This is a genomic window from Pseudomonas sp. 32A, assembly GCF_052682255.1.
The window spans coordinates 3,047,123-3,065,220 of record NZ_JBQYLY010000001.1 but is presented as its reverse complement, the minus strand read 5'-3'; the positions used below and the strand labels follow the sequence as shown (position 1 = coordinate 3,065,220).

The 18,098-nt window shown below is 64.2% G+C and carries 12 protein-coding genes; 2 read left to right on the top strand and 10 right to left on the bottom strand.

What is annotated here, in order from left to right:
- The first annotated feature begins 6 nt into the window (after positions 1-6).
- Together recG and ACUN0G_RS13825 are read left to right on the top strand one after the other, a co-directional pair.
- The gene (gene recG, locus ACUN0G_RS13830; protein ID WP_017476717.1) at positions 7-2,082 is read left to right on the top strand and encodes an ATP-dependent DNA helicase RecG; all 2,076 of its coding nucleotides are present in this window, start codon (positions 7-9) and stop codon (positions 2,080-2,082) included.
- Between the two features lie 213 nt (positions 2,083-2,295).
- The gene (locus ACUN0G_RS13825; protein WP_421523267.1) at positions 2,296-3,696 is read left to right on the top strand and encodes an HDOD domain-containing protein; all 1,401 of its coding nucleotides are present in this window, start codon (positions 2,296-2,298) and stop codon (positions 3,694-3,696) included.
- Positions 3,697-3,815: 119 nt separating this feature from the next.
- Here the strand turns inward: ACUN0G_RS13825 and ACUN0G_RS13820 are convergent, their stop codons facing one another.
- From ACUN0G_RS13820 to ACUN0G_RS13775, 10 genes are all read right to left on the bottom strand, one after another.
- The gene (locus ACUN0G_RS13820) at positions 3,816-4,196 is read right to left on the bottom strand and encodes a hypothetical protein (protein ID WP_010168229.1); all 381 of its coding nucleotides are present in this window, start codon (positions 4,194-4,196) and stop codon (positions 3,816-3,818) included.
- Positions 4,197-4,321: 125 nt separating this feature from the next.
- Entirely contained in the window at positions 4,322-5,245 is a 924-nt protein-coding gene (gene tagQ, locus ACUN0G_RS13815; protein WP_421523266.1) for a type VI secretion system-associated lipoprotein TagQ, read from the bottom strand.
- 84 nt (positions 5,246-5,329) lie between these two features.
- Positions 5,330-7,042, bottom strand: a complete 1,713-nt coding sequence (locus ACUN0G_RS13810; protein WP_063033839.1) for a formylglycine-generating enzyme family protein — start codon at positions 7,040-7,042, stop codon at positions 5,330-5,332.
- On the bottom strand, positions 7,035-8,219 hold the full coding sequence (locus tag ACUN0G_RS13805) for an ABC transporter permease (protein ID WP_421523265.1): 1,185 nt from the start codon (positions 8,217-8,219) through the stop codon (positions 7,035-7,037). Before ACUN0G_RS13805 ends, ACUN0G_RS13810 begins: the two co-directional genes overlap by 8 nt.
- Positions 8,219-8,923 (bottom strand): ABC transporter ATP-binding protein, encoded by a 705-nt coding sequence (locus ACUN0G_RS13800; protein WP_445573671.1) that lies wholly within the window; start codon positions 8,921-8,923, stop codon positions 8,219-8,221. The genes ACUN0G_RS13805 and ACUN0G_RS13800 overlap by 1 nt, the downstream gene beginning before the upstream one ends.
- A complete protein-coding gene (locus tag ACUN0G_RS13795; protein WP_445573670.1) occupies positions 8,923-11,940 on the bottom strand; it encodes a serine/threonine-protein kinase in 3,018 nt (1,005 codons plus the stop codon). Before ACUN0G_RS13795 ends, ACUN0G_RS13800 begins: the two co-directional genes overlap by 1 nt.
- On the bottom strand, positions 11,937-12,656 hold the full coding sequence (locus tag ACUN0G_RS13790) for a PP2C family protein-serine/threonine phosphatase (protein WP_076013169.1): 720 nt from the start codon (positions 12,654-12,656) through the stop codon (positions 11,937-11,939). The genes ACUN0G_RS13795 and ACUN0G_RS13790 overlap by 4 nt, the downstream gene beginning before the upstream one ends.
- The gene (gene tagF, locus ACUN0G_RS13785) at positions 12,657-13,310 is read right to left on the bottom strand and encodes a type VI secretion system-associated protein TagF (RefSeq protein ID WP_445573669.1); all 654 of its coding nucleotides are present in this window, start codon (positions 13,308-13,310) and stop codon (positions 12,657-12,659) included.
- Complete coding sequence (gene tssM, locus ACUN0G_RS13780; protein ID WP_445573668.1) at positions 13,307-16,807, bottom strand: type VI secretion system membrane subunit TssM; 3,501 nt, start codon at positions 16,805-16,807, stop codon at positions 13,307-13,309. The genes tagF and tssM overlap by 4 nt, the downstream gene beginning before the upstream one ends.
- The gene (locus ACUN0G_RS13775; protein WP_063033833.1) at positions 16,804-18,093 is read right to left on the bottom strand and encodes a DotU family type VI secretion system protein; all 1,290 of its coding nucleotides are present in this window, start codon (positions 18,091-18,093) and stop codon (positions 16,804-16,806) included. The genes tssM and ACUN0G_RS13775 overlap by 4 nt, the downstream gene beginning before the upstream one ends.
- Between the last annotated feature and the right edge of the window lie 5 nt (positions 18,094-18,098).

Sequence of the window (18,098 nt, the reverse complement as noted above, 5' to 3'; positions counted from 1 at the left end):
AACGGTATGACTGAGCTGTCGCAGGTGTCGGTGACGGCACTCAAGGGTGTCGGGGAGGCCATGGCCGAGAAATTGGCCAAGGTCGGCCTGGAAAATCTCCAGGACGTGCTGTTCCACCTGCCCCTGCGTTACCAGGACCGCACCCGCGTGGTGCCCATCGGCCAGTTGCGCCCTGGGCAGGACGCGGTGGTTGAAGGCACCGTCAGCGGCGCCGATGTGGTGATGGGCAAGCGCCGCAGCTTGGTGGTGCGCCTGCAAGACGGCACCGGCGGCCTGAGCCTGCGCTTCTACCATTTCAGCAACGCCCAGAAGGAAGGCCTCAAGCGTGGCACCCGCGTGCGTTGCTACGGCGAAGCCCGGCCCGGCGCGTCGGGGCTGGAAATCTACCACCCGGAATACCGCGCCATTACCGGCGACGAACCGCCGCCAGTGGACACCACCCTCACACCGATCTACCCGCTCACCGAAGGCCTGACCCAACAGCGCCTGCGCCAGCTGTGCATGCAAACCCTGACGATGCTCGGGCCAAAAAGCCTGCCCGACTGGCTGCCTCAGGAACTGGCGCGCGACTACCAACTCGCACCGCTGGATGATGCGATCCGCTACCTGCATCACCCACCTGCCGACGCCGATGTCGACGAGCTGGCCCTCGGTCATCACTGGGCCCAGCATCGCCTGGCGTTCGAAGAACTGCTGACCCACCAACTGTCCCAGCAACGCCTGCGCGAAAGCATGCGCTCCCTGCGCGCACCGGCAATGCCCAAGGCTACGCGCCTGCCCGCGCAATACCTGGCCAACCTGGGGTTTGCACCGACGGGCGCCCAGCAACGGGTCGGCAACGAAATCGCCTACGACCTGAGCCAGAAAGAACCCATGCTGCGGCTGATCCAGGGTGACGTGGGCGCGGGTAAAACCGTGGTCGCCGCCCTCGCCGCCTTGCAGGCACTCGAAGCGGGTTATCAGGTTGCACTGATGGCGCCTACCGAGATTCTTGCCGAACAGCACTTCATCACCTTCAAGCGCTGGCTCGAACCACTGGGCCTGGAAGTCGCGTGGCTGGCCGGCAAGCTCAAGGGCAAGAACCGCGTAGCCGCCCTGGAACAGATCGCCGCTGGCGCCCCGATGGTGGTGGGCACCCACGCGCTGTTCCAGGACGAAGTGAAGTTCAAGAACCTGGCGCTGGTGATCATCGACGAACAACACCGCTTCGGCGTGCAGCAGCGCCTGGCCCTGCGCCAGAAAGGCGTGGGCGGCCGCATGAGCCCGCACCAGTTGATCATGACCGCCACGCCGATCCCTCGCACCCTGGCCATGAGCGCTTACGCCGACCTCGACACGTCAATCCTCGACGAACTGCCGCCGGGCCGAACGCCGGTCAACACGGTGCTGGTCACTGACACCCGCCGGGTCGAAGTGATCGAGCGGGTGCGCGGTGCCTGTGCCGAAGGGCGCCAGGCGTATTGGGTGTGCACGCTGATCGAAGAGTCGGAAGAGCTGACTTGCCAGGCTGCCGAAACCACCTATGAAGACCTCACCAGCGCCCTGGGCGAACTCAAGGTCGGGCTGATCCACGGTCGCATGAAGCCGGTGGAAAAAGCCGCGGTGATGGCCGAGTTCAAGGCCGGCAATTTGCAGTTGCTGGTAGCGACCACCGTGATCGAAGTCGGCGTCGACGTGCCCAACGCCAGCCTGATGATCATCGAGAACCCCGAGCGCCTCGGTCTGGCCCAACTGCACCAATTACGTGGCCGCGTCGGCCGGGGCAGCGCTGCCAGCCATTGTGTGCTGCTGTACCACCCGCCGCTGTCGCAGATTGGCCGTCAGCGCCTGGGTATCATGCGTGAGACCAACGATGGTTTCGTGATCGCCGAAAAAGACCTCGAACTGCGCGGCCCCGGCGAAATGCTCGGCACCCGCCAGACCGGCCTGCTGCAATTCAAGGTGGCCGACCTGATGCGCGACGCCGACCTGTTGCCCGCCGTGCGCGATGCCGCCCAGGCGCTGATCGAGCGCTGGCCGGAGCATGTCAGCCCGCTGCTGGATCGCTGGCTCAGGCATGGGCAGCAATACGGCCAAGTGTGACGCTGACCCACCGTAGGAGCGAGCTTGCTCGCGAAAAACCTGAGGGCGCCGCGTTGAATCAGGATGCCCGCATCATCGTTAACGACCTTCGCGAGCAAGCTCGCTCCTACACATGCCTGCAATAGCCGACAGTGTCACAAACCGCACTTAGACGACCCTCACTTGTATCAAGCTGGTTATACTCCAATGACTGTAGGAAATTGGATTCAGGCCATGTCAGAAGTTGCCCTCGCCACAGCCCCACCGACCGCACCCTCGGTGATTCGGACGCTGCTTGCAAAGCTCGCCATCAGCTACACGGAAGTTGCCGAACGCCCTGGCCTGAACCCGGCACAGAAGGTTCAGGCCGTGCTGCTCGACGATGCCGTGGGTGCACTCATGGTGCTGTTTCCGCAGAATCAGCTGCTGGACCTCAACCGCCTGGCCGAACTCACCGGCCGCCGCCTCACGGCGGTGTCGCCGGAGCGCCTCGAGCGCATGCTCGGCAAACACAGCCTGAGCCTGCTGCCTGGCCTGCCACCGCTCACCAGCTCCCCGTGCCTGTACGAAGAAAGCCTGTTGCGTGAGCCAACCGTGCTGGTGCACTCGGGCGAGGCCGGGCTGCTGCTGGAGATTTCCAGCGACGCCTTCAAGAGCATGCTGACCAAAGCCAGCGCCGCGCATTTCGGCGAGCCGCTGAGCAGCATCCGGCCGAACCTGGATCGCCCCAACGACGACCGCGAGGAAATCACTCAGGCGATGCAGGCGTTCACCGCCCGCCGTATCCAGCAGCGCCTGGAAGCGACCATCGAGATTCCACCGCTGGCCGACACGGCGCAGAAGATCATCAAGCTGCGGGTCGACCCCAACGCCACCATCGACGACATCACCGGCGTGGTGGAAACCGACCCGGCCCTGGCCGCCCAAGTGGTGAGCTGGGCCGCATCGCCCTACTACGCCTCGCCGGGCAAGATCCGTTCGGTGGAAGATGCCATCGTGCGCGTGCTGGGCTTTGACCTGGTGATCAACCTCGCGCTGGGCCTGGCCCTGGGCAAGACGTTGAGCCTGCCCAAGGACCACCCGCAGCAGGCCACGCCGTACTGGCACCAGTCGATCTACACCGCCGCCGTCATCGAAGGCCTGACCCGCGCCATGCCCCGCGCCCAGCGCCCGGAAGCCGGCCTGACCTACCTGGCCGGCCTGCTGCACAACTTCGGCTACCTGTTGCTGGCCCACGTCTTCCCGCCGCATTTCTCGCTGATCTGCCGGCACCTGGAGGTCAACCCGCACCTGTGCCACAGCTACATCGAGCAGCACCTGCTGGGCATCAGCCGCGAGCAGATTGGTGCGTGGTTGATGCGTTATTGGGACATGCCGGACGAACTGTCCACCGCCCTGCGCTTCCAGCACGACCCGACCTACGACGGCCAATATGCTGAATACCCGAACCTGGTGTGCCTGGCCGTGCGCTTGTTGCGCAGCCGTGGCATCGGCTCCGGGCCACACGAAGATATCCCGGACGAACTGCTTGAGCGCCTGGGGCTGACCCGGGACAAGGCAGAGGATGTGGTGGCCAAAGTGCTGGATGCGGAAACGTTGCTGCGCGAGTTGGCGTCGCAGTTCAGCCAGGGATAAACCGGGCGCCTGTGATACCGCTATCGCAGGCAAGCCAGCTCCCACACTTGACCGAGTTCTACCTATAGAAACGCGGTACATGTGGGAGCTGGCTTGCCTGCGATGAATTCACCTCGGTCTTAAGCCTTCGGCTTTTTCTTCGGCTTCAAATACTTGGTCAACCCCTGGAACCAGATCACCAGCGCCGGGTTGCCCTTGATCTGGATCGACTTGTCCTGAATCCCCGTCATGAACGCCAGTTGCTTGTTCTTCGCCTGCATCGTGGCGAAGCCGTAGGCGGCATCCTTGAAGGCAATGGCAAACGCAGGCGCGGGATGAACACCCGAACGGCTGGTGATGCGCTGGTCTTTGACGATGAAGTGACGGGCAACTTTGCCGTCGAGGGTCTGCAGCTGGAACGCCAGGTCCTTGTCACCCAACTGCTGCTGGAACGCAGGGTTGGTGCGGCTGGCTTTGCCCATCAACAGGCCAAGCATCCAGAGGAGAAAACGAAATTTCATGCACACGGCCTCAGTGTAATTATTGGGTGGCCGCAGCAGTTTAACGATTTGTGCAAATAACGCTACCGATCTCCCGTTTTAGCAGGAGATCGGCTGGCGTTTACCGCTTATAGCAACAACTTGGCTTAGACGTTAGGGCAAGGAACCGGTGCCCAATCCGCCAGGTTTGGATCGCGGCAAGTGCCTTCGATCTGTGCTTTACCGGCGCTGGCAACCTGCTTGCTTTCAGCTTGCTTGGTCTGGGCGGTCTGGATGGTTTTCTCGGTGGCTACGGCTTCTTTCGGCACGGTAGGCAGTACCGGCTTCTTCGCGACTTTTACCGGCTTCTTGCCTTTGGCTGGCGTCACCACCGGCGTGGTATCGGCAGTCGCAACAGTGACGACGTCAGCACGTTGTACGCCCACTTGTTGCAGGTCCTGCTCGTAAGCCTGGGTGTAGTTGTTCAGGTCTTCGCTGGCCTTGCCATTCACCGCGACGATCAGGTCGTTGGACTCTTTCAGGCCCGAAACGATTTCTGCCAGGCGCTTGCGGCCTTCGGTGTCGTTAACGGTCTTGGCCTTGCGGTCAGCCACCAGTTTGGTGAATGCGCTCTGGTAGCACTGCTGGGACGCCTTGGCGTACGCGGTGCTGCGGTCGATGTCCGAAGCGCGCTTGTTGACGTCAGTGGCGTAGGACGCGATGCGCTGGTTGTCATCGGTGATCTGCTTCTGGCGCTCGGTGTAGTAACCCGCTGCACCACCGGCCAGGGCGCCGCCCGCTGCACCGATGGCGGCGTTGCGGCCACGCTTGTCGGAATCGCCGGTCAGGGCGCCCAGCAAGGCACCGCCGGCCGCACCAATTGCAGCACCGGTGACGACCGACTTGGTCAGGTCCGAATCGGTAGCGCGCAGGTGCTGCACCGGCTCGTAGCAGTTCGGGTAGTACTCGACCTTGGTGGTCGAGGAGACCTTGGAGGTCGGCGACGTTGCACAACCGGTCAGCACGGTGCTGAAACCAGCAGCGATCAACAGCAGATGACGCTTGGAAACTGCCTTACGGGAAAAAATCATCGTTGTGTTCTCTTTTAAGTTTGACTTGCCCAGCACGGCCCACCGCCGCCTGAGTCCTTTCCAAGCTCGCCATACAACCAACGGTCAAGACCGCTGACCGCTCGCTGCGAGCAATTCCTTCAAAATCGTCGCCGGGTCGGCCCGCTGTTGCTTGCGGTAGTTGCCCACATGACGAACGAATAACGTCGCACGCGTCACCAGGCTCTTGCCCAGTACCGGCTTGCGATCCAACTCTTCCTTGATCCGTTGAAACTGCGCCTGGATCACCGCATCGGTGTAGCGCGTGCCGGTGGCCAGGTTGTCGATGTAGATCGCCACCGCGCCGTCCAGCGCGCTGCGCCCATTGGTGATGGCCGTGGCGAACAGTTGCGCGCTGGCTTCGTCCTTGGCGTCGATGGCCTGCTGGCGGCTCTTCTGCAAATTGATCAGGCGGATGTTGTAGTTGTTGATGGTCTCGGCCACCAGGGCTGCGGACTGAATCAGGTTGCCGGCCGCTTCTTCGCGCTGCTGGGCGATCAGCGAAACGTTGCGCTTGAGCTCTTCGTTGACCAGCCCAAGCTCGGCTTGCAGGCGCGGGTCGACGCTGGCGGCGATGATGCTGTCCAGGCGCTTGGTCGGGTCCTGGGCGTCATCGATGGCGTCGGTCAGCGAAGCCAGGCGGCCTTCTTTCTGCCACTGGGCGAACAGCTCCTTGTAGCGCGAACGCGGTGCCGACAAGGCGCCAATCGCCACGCGAAAGCCGGTGGTCTCGTTGCTTTGTTCGGTACCGTCAGCGGCGAACAACGGGTACTCGCGGCGCATGCCGGTGAACAGCGTGCCCTCGCCTTCCAGGTAGTTGCCGCCCTTGACCACGAACCCGCCATAGGTGCCCTGACGACGCCCGGCGTGCACCAGTTGAAAGGATTCCTGGACCATTTCCGCCGCGTTGCCGATCACATCGAACATGCCGATCGGGTTGGGCAATTTGGTGCCGATAGGCATCAACCGCGCCGCTTGGCCGGTGCCACCGGCGACCTGGTTGAACACCGCATAATCGGCGAGAGGGCCGTCGCTTTCGCTGCCCTCGGTGCGCCGTGGGAACAGTCGGCCTTCCAGGTCCTGACGGCTGACCGCCTGGCCACCGCGAGCGGCAAACTCCCACTCCACTTCGGTAGGCAGGCGCACAAAACCCAGGCCGCCGTCATCCGCCGAAGCGCCGCGACCACTCACCGGCAACAGCTCGCGGTGGTATTTCATCAACCACGCGCTGTACACCGCCGAGAAGCGTTCCGCCTCAAAGCGCGACAGCTTGACCTTGGGCAGGCGCGCCGCCATGCCGGTGGGTACGTCGCACGCCGGGGCCGGCTCGCCACTGGCCAGGGACTGCGCCTGGGACATGACCTGCGCGTATTGCCGTGCGGTGACTTCGTACTTGCCGATGAAGTACAGCATCGGCTTGAGCGGGGTCTTGGCGTCGGTCTTGGGCATCAGCGGCGCGATGACCTTGTTCCAGTCCTTGGGCAGGTCCTTGAGGGTGAACTGGCCGTTGATAAAGTCCCGGCGATAACCGGAAATGAACGACTGCTGATAGCCCGCCTCGCCCTCGCTGAACGGGTAGCCGAGGCTGATCTCGCGGTCATCCAGGGTGCCTTGGGCCAGCACATAGGCGTAGCGGAACACCATGTTGCCTTCGCAGGGCAGCGGCAGGCTGACGTCATCCGGCAACGGCTTGGGGTTGTCCAGCTTGTCGCTGGCCTCATCGGCCCAGGCCACGCAGGACAGGGTCAGCGCCACGGCGGCGCCCAGTAACTTATACATCTCTGATTCCTTCAGAAGCCTGGATACGCGCCACACGCCAACCGCCACAGGCCGCCGCCACGGCGCTGACGCCAAGGACAGCGGCCAAGGCCAGGCCGTAATGACGCGCCAGCAGATGACTGGCGTACTCGCCTGGCACCTGCACGAATAATTGATTCAGACCTGACTGCGCCAGGCCATACAACACGCCACTCAATACAGCGGCAAACCCCGCGCTGTAGAGCGCCTGCAACACCACGAACAGCAACAGCCCGGCGGTGGAAAACCCCAACAGCCGCAACACCGACAGCTCCCGGCGCTTGCGTGCAACCGAAGCCAGCGCACCGGCAAAGATCGCGGCAAACGCGCCCGCCAACGCCAGCCCGGCGATGATCCAGAACACGATCGACAGGTTGCGGCTCAACGACTGCACCTGGGCGATGGTCTGGGCCTGGGTCGACACCAGCAGATTCTGCCCGGCGAAATACACCCGCAGCGGTTCCACATCCATCAGGCGCCGCGCATACAAGCGGAACGCCGGGTATACCCGCTGCTCGCTGACGCCCACCGCATCGCCGTCCCAGCCAAACGCCGGCACCGCGCGGCCATCGCGATAATCTTCCGCCGCTTCCAGCAAGCCCAAGGGCGCAAACAGTCCATCCCGGGCGAAGGCTTCCAGTGGCAATACGTGCAGCACTTGAACCCGAGTGCGCTGCGACTCGACCCGCCCTGCCACCTGGCGACCAAAACTGGCCTCCAGCCAATCCCCAGCCTTTGCCCCGAGCTTCTCGGCGGCGGTGTGGCTCAGCACGATTTGATCCAGGCCCTTGGGCATCGGCATGCCGGCCAGCAATGGATCGTTGTCGGCGGTCGGCAGCATCTCCACCGTCACGGCGCCCAACTGCGCCGTCGCTGCAATCTGCCGGGTGCGCGGCAAGGCAAACGCCACGTCATTGCGCTGGCGCAGTTGCTCGACAAATTCACTGCTGAATCGACCACCGCCCAACGGAATAATTTCCCGGGTGGCCGGGTCGTTTTCCAAACGTTCGGTCAAACTGCTGACCAGTCCATATTTCAGGCCAAATAACACCAGCAGCGGGGCGATCACCGCCACCAGCGCGAGCACCGAACACACCGACAGCCACGCATCGTTGCGGTAATCCTGCCAGGCCAGGGAAGCCACCAGCGCGATACGCATCAGCACGCCTCCCCGAGGGTCGCGGTGACGCCGCCGTCGGTGTCGCGACGGCAACTGATGCGCCGCACCTGCAAGCCACTGGCCCGGGCCAGGGGTTCGTCATGGGTAGCGATCACGCAGCACGCGCGGTTATTCCGGGCTTGGGCCAACAGCGCCTGCATCACCCGCTCGGCGTTCAACGGGTCAAGCGCAGCGGTGGGCTCGTCCGCCAGCAACAGCTGCGGACCGTGAGCCAGTGCCCTCGCACAGCTGACCCGCTGACGCTGGCCGACGGACAACGCCGCCGGCTTCTTATCCAGTTGATCAGTGATTTCCAGCTGCTCGGCCAACCGCGCCACGCTGCCATCGTCCCTCAGCCCCAGAAGTTGCCGCGACAATGCAATGTTGCCGCGCACATCGAGAAAACCCAGCAGGCCGCCGGTTTGCAGTACATAACCCAGGTGCCGACTGCGCAGGTCCGCCAGCGCACTTCGCTGATCGCCGCGCCAGAGCCCGGCGATGTCGACGCGGTTGAACTCGAACTGCCCGACCTGATCCGGCGCCAATACCAGCGCGAGCAAATCCAACAAGGTGCTCTTGCCACAGCCACTCGGTCCGACCACCGCCAACTGTTCACCCGCACGCAGTTGCAGGCCCGGTATCACCAGGCTGTAGCGCTGGGCACCAACGCCCCGGCTCTTGTGCACCGCGCTCAAGTTCAGCATTACGGCAGCGTCGACAACGGCACGCGGTACAACGCATCACCCGGCTCGGCATCGCCGAAACGGACCCAATTCGCCACGTCATTGTGGAAGGTTTCGTAGAGGCGGATCTTCGAATCCAGCTCGTCGATAAAGTCTTCCTGCTCGGCCACGCTCAACGACAGCCACAAGTCCTGGGTCATGTTCAGCGACTTGCTGCGGTACGGCAGGCCTTCCAGGTATTCGCCAAGAATGCCGCCGTCCGCCAGGTTGCCGCCTTTTTTCAAGGCCTGTGGATCGCGGCTCATATAGGCCGAGGCGCTGGCGATTTCCTGGAAGAAATCCTTCGGTGAGGTCTGGGTTTTACGCGCCGCGTCGACGATCAGTTTCAGTGACTGCTGCAAGTCGTTGAGCTGCAATTTGGTCAACATCACGCACACCTGGAAGGCCGGCAGCGCGGCGTTGGTCAGGTCGCGGTCGGCGGTCCAGGCACTCACCAGTTGCGGCGCCTGGCTCGCGGTTTTGCGGCCGAGGAAATCCATGTGCATCGCGTAACCGACGGCGGCGGATTTGTCCGCCAGGGTCGGCGCGGTGCTGAGCAGCGGCACCGGCTGCGGCGTATTGCTGCGCACCTGATGCACCAGGTTGGCGAACACCGTACCGATCTCGTCGACACGCTCGCCGAACTTGCGCACATCGCCACCGGGCACCGGCGTGTACAGGTCGCCGATCTGCGGGTTGGCGTCGGCGGTGAGGGTGCGGTATTGGGTTTCGGCGCCGCTGTGGGTTTTCTTGCCGGCGTCGGTACGCAGGTGCAAAGCGTAGATCTTGATCTGCTTGCCCAATGCAGCCTGGCGTACTTCGGCTTCGTTCATCTGGGTGGTGGCGAACGGGTCGTTCTTGCGCAACGCACCGGCGTCGGTCACCAGCAGGATCAGGCGCCCGCCGTAGCCGGACCAGTCCATGCCCTCCACCGCCTGCATCACACCGGCGAACGCGTCTTCGTTGAACGAGTGGCTGGACACCGTGGACGCCTTCACCTGGCGCGCCATGTCGAGGAAGCGTTGCGGATCGCGGCCCTGGTCGAGGGTGATCAGGGTCTTGGCCACGTATTCCAGGCCCGGGGTTTTCTTGATGCTGTTGCGAAAACCCACCAGCCCAAAGCTCACACTGTCCAGCTCGCCACGCTCGGCGATGCGGGTTTGCAGCTCGTGGACCACGTCGCGAACCTGGTCGATGTAGGGCTGCATCGACACCGTGGTGTCGACCACCAGCACCACGGCGGTGCGAAAGGCGTCGGCGTTGGCATCGGTCACCGGCGTTCGGCCGACAGCCTTGGCGATGACATTAGACGTGTTGCCCGGGTCGATGGAGGCAACGTTGAGCAACTGCACCGGCTGGCCGTTTTCGTCGAAGCTCTCTTTGGAGTCGAAGATCGGCAACAGGTAGAACTGGTTCTGCGGGACGGCGCTGGCGCTGGGTTCCAGGGCCAGCACTTGCTGATTGTCCTCGCTGTTTTTCTGCACCTTGAGCAGCAGGTTTTTCGCCGCCGCCGGATCAGCCAACAACTTTTCCACTTCTGCGGATTGGCGCAGGAACATCACCGGCGCCCGGCCCGAACGCTCAGTGAACTTGAGCACCAGGCTCTGCTTCCAGTCGCTGACTTGGGTGGCCGGCAACCAGCCGTCGCTACGCCCGTCGGTGGCGGCGCCAACACGCAGCCACGGGCTGCCGTCGACGTCCTTGCGCTGGTAGACGTAGAGCACGGAAAACGCCGGCAAACCTTCGCCTGCCGTGCCGCCCGCGTCACTCGACAATTTCGCGCCGGGCTTGCTCAGTACCCGCTGGAACAGGGTTTTCTTGCCAGCCATCAGCAACGGGCGTTGGCCGCCGTCGGCCTGCGCCGCCACCGGTTGCGCGGCAGGCGGCGTGGCAGTCGGTTTGGCGGTCTTGGCCGCCTCGACAACCGGCGGCGCGGCGGGCGCATCATCTTTCAACCACCAGTAGCTCGCGCCCCCAATCGCCAGCGCCACTGCCACGGCAACCGCTGCCAACGCCAGCACCGGACCACGGTTTTGTTCGGACACGGCGGAGTGTTGCGTCGGCGTCACCACCGGTTGACGCACCGGTTGCGGCTGCGGTTTGTCGGTCGGGATTTCGATGGAGACCGGCGTGAGTCCGGCCAGGTCATTCGAGACCGCCACCGGAATCGGCAAAGGCCGAATCAACGTCGCCTCGACCTGCTCTTCCTTCGGCAACTGATCCAACGCCCGCAACAACGCCGCCGCATCCGGGAAGCGTTCCGCCGGGTCTTTGGCCAGCAGCTTGCGCAGCACCTCCTGATAACGCCCATGGTGCACCGGCAACTCCGGCAGCGGTTCAGTCAGGTGCGCCAGCGCGGTGGAAAGCGCATCGGTGCCGTTGTAAGGCAGCTTGCCCACGAGGATTTCGTAGAGCACCACGCCCAGCGCATACAGGTCGGCGCGCCCATCAATCTCCTGGCCCCGGGCCTGCTCCGGGCTCATATAGCTCGGCGTGCCGACGGCAAATCCGGCCTGGGTGAACTGCGTGCGGTCATCCAGGGACTTGGCGATACCAAAGTCCGATAACACCGCCGTGCCATCCGCGCGAAACAGAATGTTCGCCGGCTTCACGTCTCGGTGGACCAGGCCCTGGGCGTGGGCATAACCCAGCGCCGACGCAATCTGGCGGATATACGTCAGCCCCTGCTCCGGCATCAGGCCGGCGGCAATGCGCTCCTTGAGCGTGCCGTTGGGCAGGTATTCCATGGCCATGTAATACAGCTCACCGACATTGCCGATGTCATGGATGGTCACGGTATGCGGGTGGGACAGGCGCGCCAAAGTCTTGCCTTCGCGCAGGAAGCGTTCGCAGAAGCTCGGGTCGGCCGCCAGCGCTGCCGCCATGATCTTCAGCGCCACCTTGCGCTCCAGGGACCGCTGGGTCGCCAGGTACACGCTGGCCATGGCGCCAACGCCAATTTCGCCTTCGATGTCGTAGCCGGGAATGACGATGTTCATGTCGACACCTTCACAACGATGGCGGTGATATTGTCCGGCGCGCCGCGATTGAGCCCCAGGTGCACCAGGCTGCGGACGATTTCGTCGGGCTCGGCATGGCTCAACACTTCGCGAATCTCGTGGTCTTCGACGGTCTTGTTCAGGCCGTCGCTGCACAGCAGGTAGCTGTCGCCGGGGGCGATCAACAGGTCGACCGACGACAACGCCAACTGCGCTTCCACACCAATCGCTCGGGTGACGATATTCGCCCGTGGATGCACTCGTGCATCGGCTTCACTGAGCAGGCCGCTGTCCTGCAAGTCCTGCACGTAGCTGTGGTCGCGGGAGATGCCTTCCAGCACGCCGTCCCGCAGGCGGTACAGGCGGCTGTCGCCGGCCCACAAGCACACACCGCGCAAGCCTCGGGTGGCAAGCAACACCACGGTGCTGCCCATCATGCTCACGCCACGGTGGGCGGTTTCTTCGCGCACCGCGCCGTTGACCCGCAACAGGTCGCTGCGCAATGCCGCCGTGTATTCCTCAAGGGAACGGCCGACGGGAATACTGCGCAGGCTGTCGACGATCAGGCTGCTGACGTAGTCCCCTGCCGCGTGCCCGCCCATGCCGTCGGCCACCACCCACAGGCCGTTTTCCGGCAGGTCGAGGCAGGCGTCTTCATTGACTTGGCGAACCATGCCGACATGGCTTTTGCTGGCGGATTTGAACGTGGACCGCATCTACACAACACCTTCTTGGCCAAGCAAAAATTGCGCAAAATCGTCGGCGGCAGGCAGGCCCTGACACCGCAATAAACCGGGGGAAATCTGTTGCGAACCCCGCCCCCACCACAGGCTCGCGCCTTCGCAGGCCTGTTCGGCAAGCGCAGTCATCCGCGCTTGCGGGTCTGTGGCAGCGACGCGTTGCAGGCCGGCAAATCGGCTACCCAAGGTGCGTGGTTGGCAGGCCGGAGCGCCGAGGGATTCGACGCCGTCGCTGAAACCTTCGAAGGTGGCACCGGCATCCAGCGTGCTCAGCAGCAGTTCTTCCACCTGTTCAAACCAGGCGTCCGGCCCGCCGATGATGGAGGCCGGATCGCTGTCGTGGTCCAACAGCGCAGCCACCGTCAGCGGGAAATAGCGCCCCACCCGGTCGATGCTCGGCATCACCACGCCCACCGCCGCGTCCGGCCCGCACACGCCCGGTGCCAGCACGAAACGCCACAGCGGGCTGACCAGGTAAGCGTTCAACCAGTCACCCCCAAGGCGGGTCTGGCTGGCGAGTAATCCGGACGCCAGCCAGCTGTCCCAAGGGCCGATAAAGCTCTGGGGCAGCGCGCGGCTGACAAAGTCGCCGCGGCTGGCCAACTTGCCGTAGAAACCCAACGTGGTCATAACCGCTCCGGCAGGCTGAAGCCGTTAAGCACGCGGCTCTTGAACGGGTTGAAGGCGCTGTTGGCCCGCAACTCGTAGGAGATGCTCGCGCCGTCGACCCGCAGGCGCAGGTTGAAACGGTCCGGCGAATTACCGGCGGTCAGGTCTGATTGTTCCAGCAACCGGAACCACGCCCACGGGCCATCCAGCGTCACGCCGGAGCGCCCGCTGGCCGACGGCGGCATGATGGAAATGCGCACCACGCCAATGCTGCCGGGATTCGGCCACTGCATCGCAACCGGGCGGCTCGGGCCGTGGTCGTAGCTCAGTTGTTGGCCGTCCAGGTCCAACAGGAACTGGGTGATGGTCGCGTCCATCGCCACCGGCTTGAGCTCAAAGCGCACGATCGGCTGGGTGCCACCGGCACGGAAAAACGCATCACGAATGGTCGCCGCGCGCTGGAAGGTTTGCAGCACACCCGGCGCGATGCCGAGTTTCTGCGCCGCGCCCGGCTGCCAGCGCCAGGTTTGCGTGGAGGTGTCGACGTAAGGTTGCAGGTACTTGCGGAAGTAGTTGTCCATCACCCCGCCCACCCCAAAGAACTGCCCGAAGTCATCCAGGGTCGCGTCCCGCGCACTGCCAGGCGACATCGGATAACGCCCGGCCAGGGACTGGCGATACACGTTCACCACTTCACTGACCCACGCCGCATTCAACTGGTTACGCACCCCGCCCATCATGCTGTTGGTGGTGGAGTTGACCACCGACTTGACCATGCCCTGCACCAGCGGCGGCTGGCGTTCGGCATTCAGGCTGACCCGCGTGGCCGCGGCCGCCGCCTGGTTTTTCGCTTCGCCGAGCAACGCATCGCCGCTGGCGCCGACCATGGCGCTGACCTGCACATACAACGCATTCATGTCCGCCAGCAGGCCATCAATGGCCGCCGGTTCGCCTTCGTTCTTGCTGACGATGCTGTTGAGTTCGGCGAAGTGCGCCGTCACCGGATCTTCACTGGCCGCTGGTGCATTTGCAGTTGGCTGGTCCTGGCCAAGCAGGCTGCCGAGGCGTTCCTTGAGCTTGTCCACGCCACCTTCCACCGGCGCGCCCTTGGCGGCCAGCAAGCGTTCTTCCGCCTGCAGGTCGGTCTCCTTGGAGACTGCCACCAGCAGCTTCTTCAGCGGCGAGTTCGGCCCGGAAATCACCCGCAAAACGTCGGCCGCCTGGGCCACGCTGGTGATCGGCACAAAGTCGATGTCCGCCAGCAAGGCGTCCCACTGGCGTTGATAGTCCTGGAAGTAAAGGCGACGCACGTCCGCCGCGAGGCTGACCACGTTCTGTTGATCGGCCGGCTCGCGGCCCAGCACCCATTGCTCTTCAGCGAGGGTGCCGGTCTGGTTCAGGCTGGTCAGCAGGAAGCCCTGGCGATAACCCTTGGCGGTGAAGAAGCCGCTCAACGGCTCACCCAACGGCTTGCCACTTTTGCGACTGAACACCAGCGCGGCATCGCGGCCCGCCGCTTCGTTGATGCGAAAGTCCGGCACGCCTTCCGGCAGTTTCTGGCGCTTGATGCGGTCGTAGACGCGCTGGGCCACCGGCAGTTGCTGCAGTTGCCGGCGCAGGTCGTCGATCAAGCGCGGGTCCAGCCGGGCGCTGGGCGGATGCCGCTCGAACAAGGCCTGCAAGTGCCCGATCAGAGCCTGGCGTTGGTCCGCCGGCAGGTCGCGCGGCAGGTTGCGGTCCCAGTCCAGGGCGATCCAGGCCTTGATGAAGTCCGGGTCGTAATGCTCGCTGTCAGCGAGCATCAGGTAGGCCTTCAAGCCTTCGTAGAGGAAGTCGGAATTGCCGCCGCCGTGCAGTTGCTCTTCGATGCGCGTCACCAAACGGGGCGCGAACACGGCAATCAACAGCTTGCGGTAGACGCTGGCGGATTCGGCTTCAAGCATGTCGCCCTGATACAGGCCCAAGCCTTCGGACCAGCTCGGCGAGTCGCCCGCCAGGTTCTTCACGGCGTTGAGCAACGGCAATACCGCGAGCACTTCGCGTTGCGCCGGGCTCAGGTTCTGCACGGTCTGGCCCAGCGGTGCGACCTTCTGATCAACCTGGGCAATGTAGGCCTGGTTGGCGCGATAACTCACCCACCAGAGGGTACTGACCACCAGCACCAACGCCACGGTTGCGGCCAACACGCCACGGGCAATCCACTTGCGACGGCGCTCGACCTTCGGGTTGACGCCCACCAGGCCACGCTCGGCAAACGCCACGGCGGTGAACAGTTTTTCGATGAAATAACTGCGCCCGGTGCCGGTCTGACGCGCCAGGTGCTGGCGGTCCAGGTTCATGCTCTGGGCCATGGCGCCGATCAAGCGGTCAATCGGGCTGCCTTCCTGGGTGCCGCTGGTGAAGTACACCCCGCGCAGCAAGACCCGCTCTTCAAAGGCGTTGGGTTTGAACACGCCTTCGAGGAAGCCTTGCAGGCAATCCTTCAACGCGCCGAACTGCTGCGGGAAGCCGTAGATCAGGTCGCGCCGCGCCGGGTCGCGTTCCTGTTGCAGGCGCTCCACCAGCCGCTCGTTGAGGCGCTGTTCCAGGCCGGCGAACTCGCTTTGCAGATGGGCCAGCGGGCCGTCGCTGTTCTTGCCGTCGTCCAGGGCGAAGGTCATGCCCCACACCTGGGCGCGCTCTTCCTTGCTCAGGTTGTCGAAGAACTCCATGAAGCCCGGTACCAGGTCGAGCTTGGTCAGCATCAGGTAGATCGGGAAGCGCACGCCCAGTTGGGTGTACAGCTCCTGGATGCGCAGGCGGATCGCGGCGGCATGGGCGGCACGCTCGGCGTCGCTGCCCAGCAGCAGGTCCGAGAGGCTGATGGCGATAAACGCACCATCAATCGGGCGCCGGGAACGCTGCTTTTTCAACAGGTCGAGAAAGCCCAGCCAAGCGGCTTTATCCACCGTAGAGTTGCTGTCCTGGGTGGTGTAGCGGCCGGCGGTGTCGAGCAATACGGCCTGGTCGGTAAACCACCAATCGCAATTGCGCGTACCGCCCACGCCCCGTACAGCACCGGCACCCAACTGCGCGGCCAAGGGAAAGTGCAGCCCGGAATTGACCAGCGCGGTGGTCTTGCCCGAACCCGGCGGGCCGATGATCACGTACCACGGCAGCTCATACAGGTTGCGGCGCTCGTCACCGCCCAGCTTGGCCTTTTTCAACAGGGCCAGGGCTTCGTCCATGCGCTGGCGCAGGGTCGCCAGCTCTTCGGCGGTGGCAACGCTGGCCGGGTCTGGCGGGGTTTCTGCGGCGAGGCTGCGCATCACTTCAGCGGCCTGGCGGCGGGCCTGGATAATCCGGAAAACGCGGTAGGCAATCCACACCGCGAACACCAGGATGATCAGCGCCCAGCGGCGTCCTTCCGGCACCAGCACATCGAGCAGCGGCCCCACGAACCAGATGATCAGGCTCAAGGCGATCAGGCCCAGCAACGGGATCACCCAGCGAATCACAAAACTGAAAAACGCCTTCACTCGACCCCCTCCGCCAATACGGTGATTTCTACCCGGCGATTGCGCGCACGGCCTTCAGCAGTGGCGTTGGTCGCCACCGGCTCGGTGTCGCTACGGCCCTCGGCACTGAAGCGTTCCGCCTGGCCGGTCTTGGCCGCGAGAATCTCCAGCACCGACTTGGCCCGCGCCTCGGACAGCGCCCAGTTGGACGGGAACCGCAGGGTCGCAATCGGACGGTTATCGCTGTGGCCGGTGACCCGCACCTGGCCCTTGACCTTGCGGATGGCGTCGGCAATGCGCAGCATCAGTGGCTGGAAGTCATCGACGATGCTGGAGCTGGCCGAGGCGAACAGTTCATCGCCACGGATGGTTACCACCGAGCGGTCGACAGCATCTTCCACCGCCACGCGACCGGCCTTGATGTCTTCCACCAGGAAGCCCGCCAGGCGTGGCCGCTCGATGATTTTCGGCTGGGCGACCGGACGGTCGATGGCCTGCACCGGGATCTCGCCCAAGGCATGAATATTCTTGAACACCGGCTCGGCATCCGACGCCAGTTTCATCCGCAATCCGAACAGCAACGCCAGCAACAATGCCACGCCGATGGCCACGGCGATCCACGGCGGCATGAACTGCGCCAGGCGATCACGGGCCACGGTTACGCCGCGCCAGTGGGGCGACAGCTCGCGCTCATGCTCGCCACGGGCACTGCGAATTGCCGCCGCGGTGCGCTCACGCAAGGCTTCCAGCTGGCTACGGCCGTCGTTCATCACGCGGTAGCGACCTTCGAAACCCAGGCACAGGCACAGGTACAGCAGTTCCAGCAGGTACAGACGTTCCCGTGGGCTTTGCAGGCAGTGATCCAGCAACTGGAAGACCTTTTCGCCGCCCCAGGCTTCGTTGTGCACGGTGATCAGCAGGCTCTGCTTGCCCCAGTCACTGGCACTGCCCCACGGCGTACTCAGCACGGCTTCATCGAGGGCGGTGCACAGCGCGTAACGCGCCAGCAGCACGTCATTGCGGGCCACGCCGGCGGCCTCGGCACGCTCTTCAAACTGGCGCAGGTAGGCCAGCAATTGTGCGCGCAGGCTCGACGGCGCCGGGTGCGAAATCGTGTTGCGCAAGCGCGTCAGCAGCGACAGCAACGGGCCGGCGGCGCTTTCCAGCGGGTTCAGGCCCTGGGCCTTGCCGGTCAGGATCGGCGCGGCAGGCATCGACAGCGGCGCCGGCTCTGCGCGAACCGGCTCCGGTGCGCGGCCACCCGGGCGCGGCATGAACTGGGTGCGGTCATCATCATTGGGATGCATCGCGG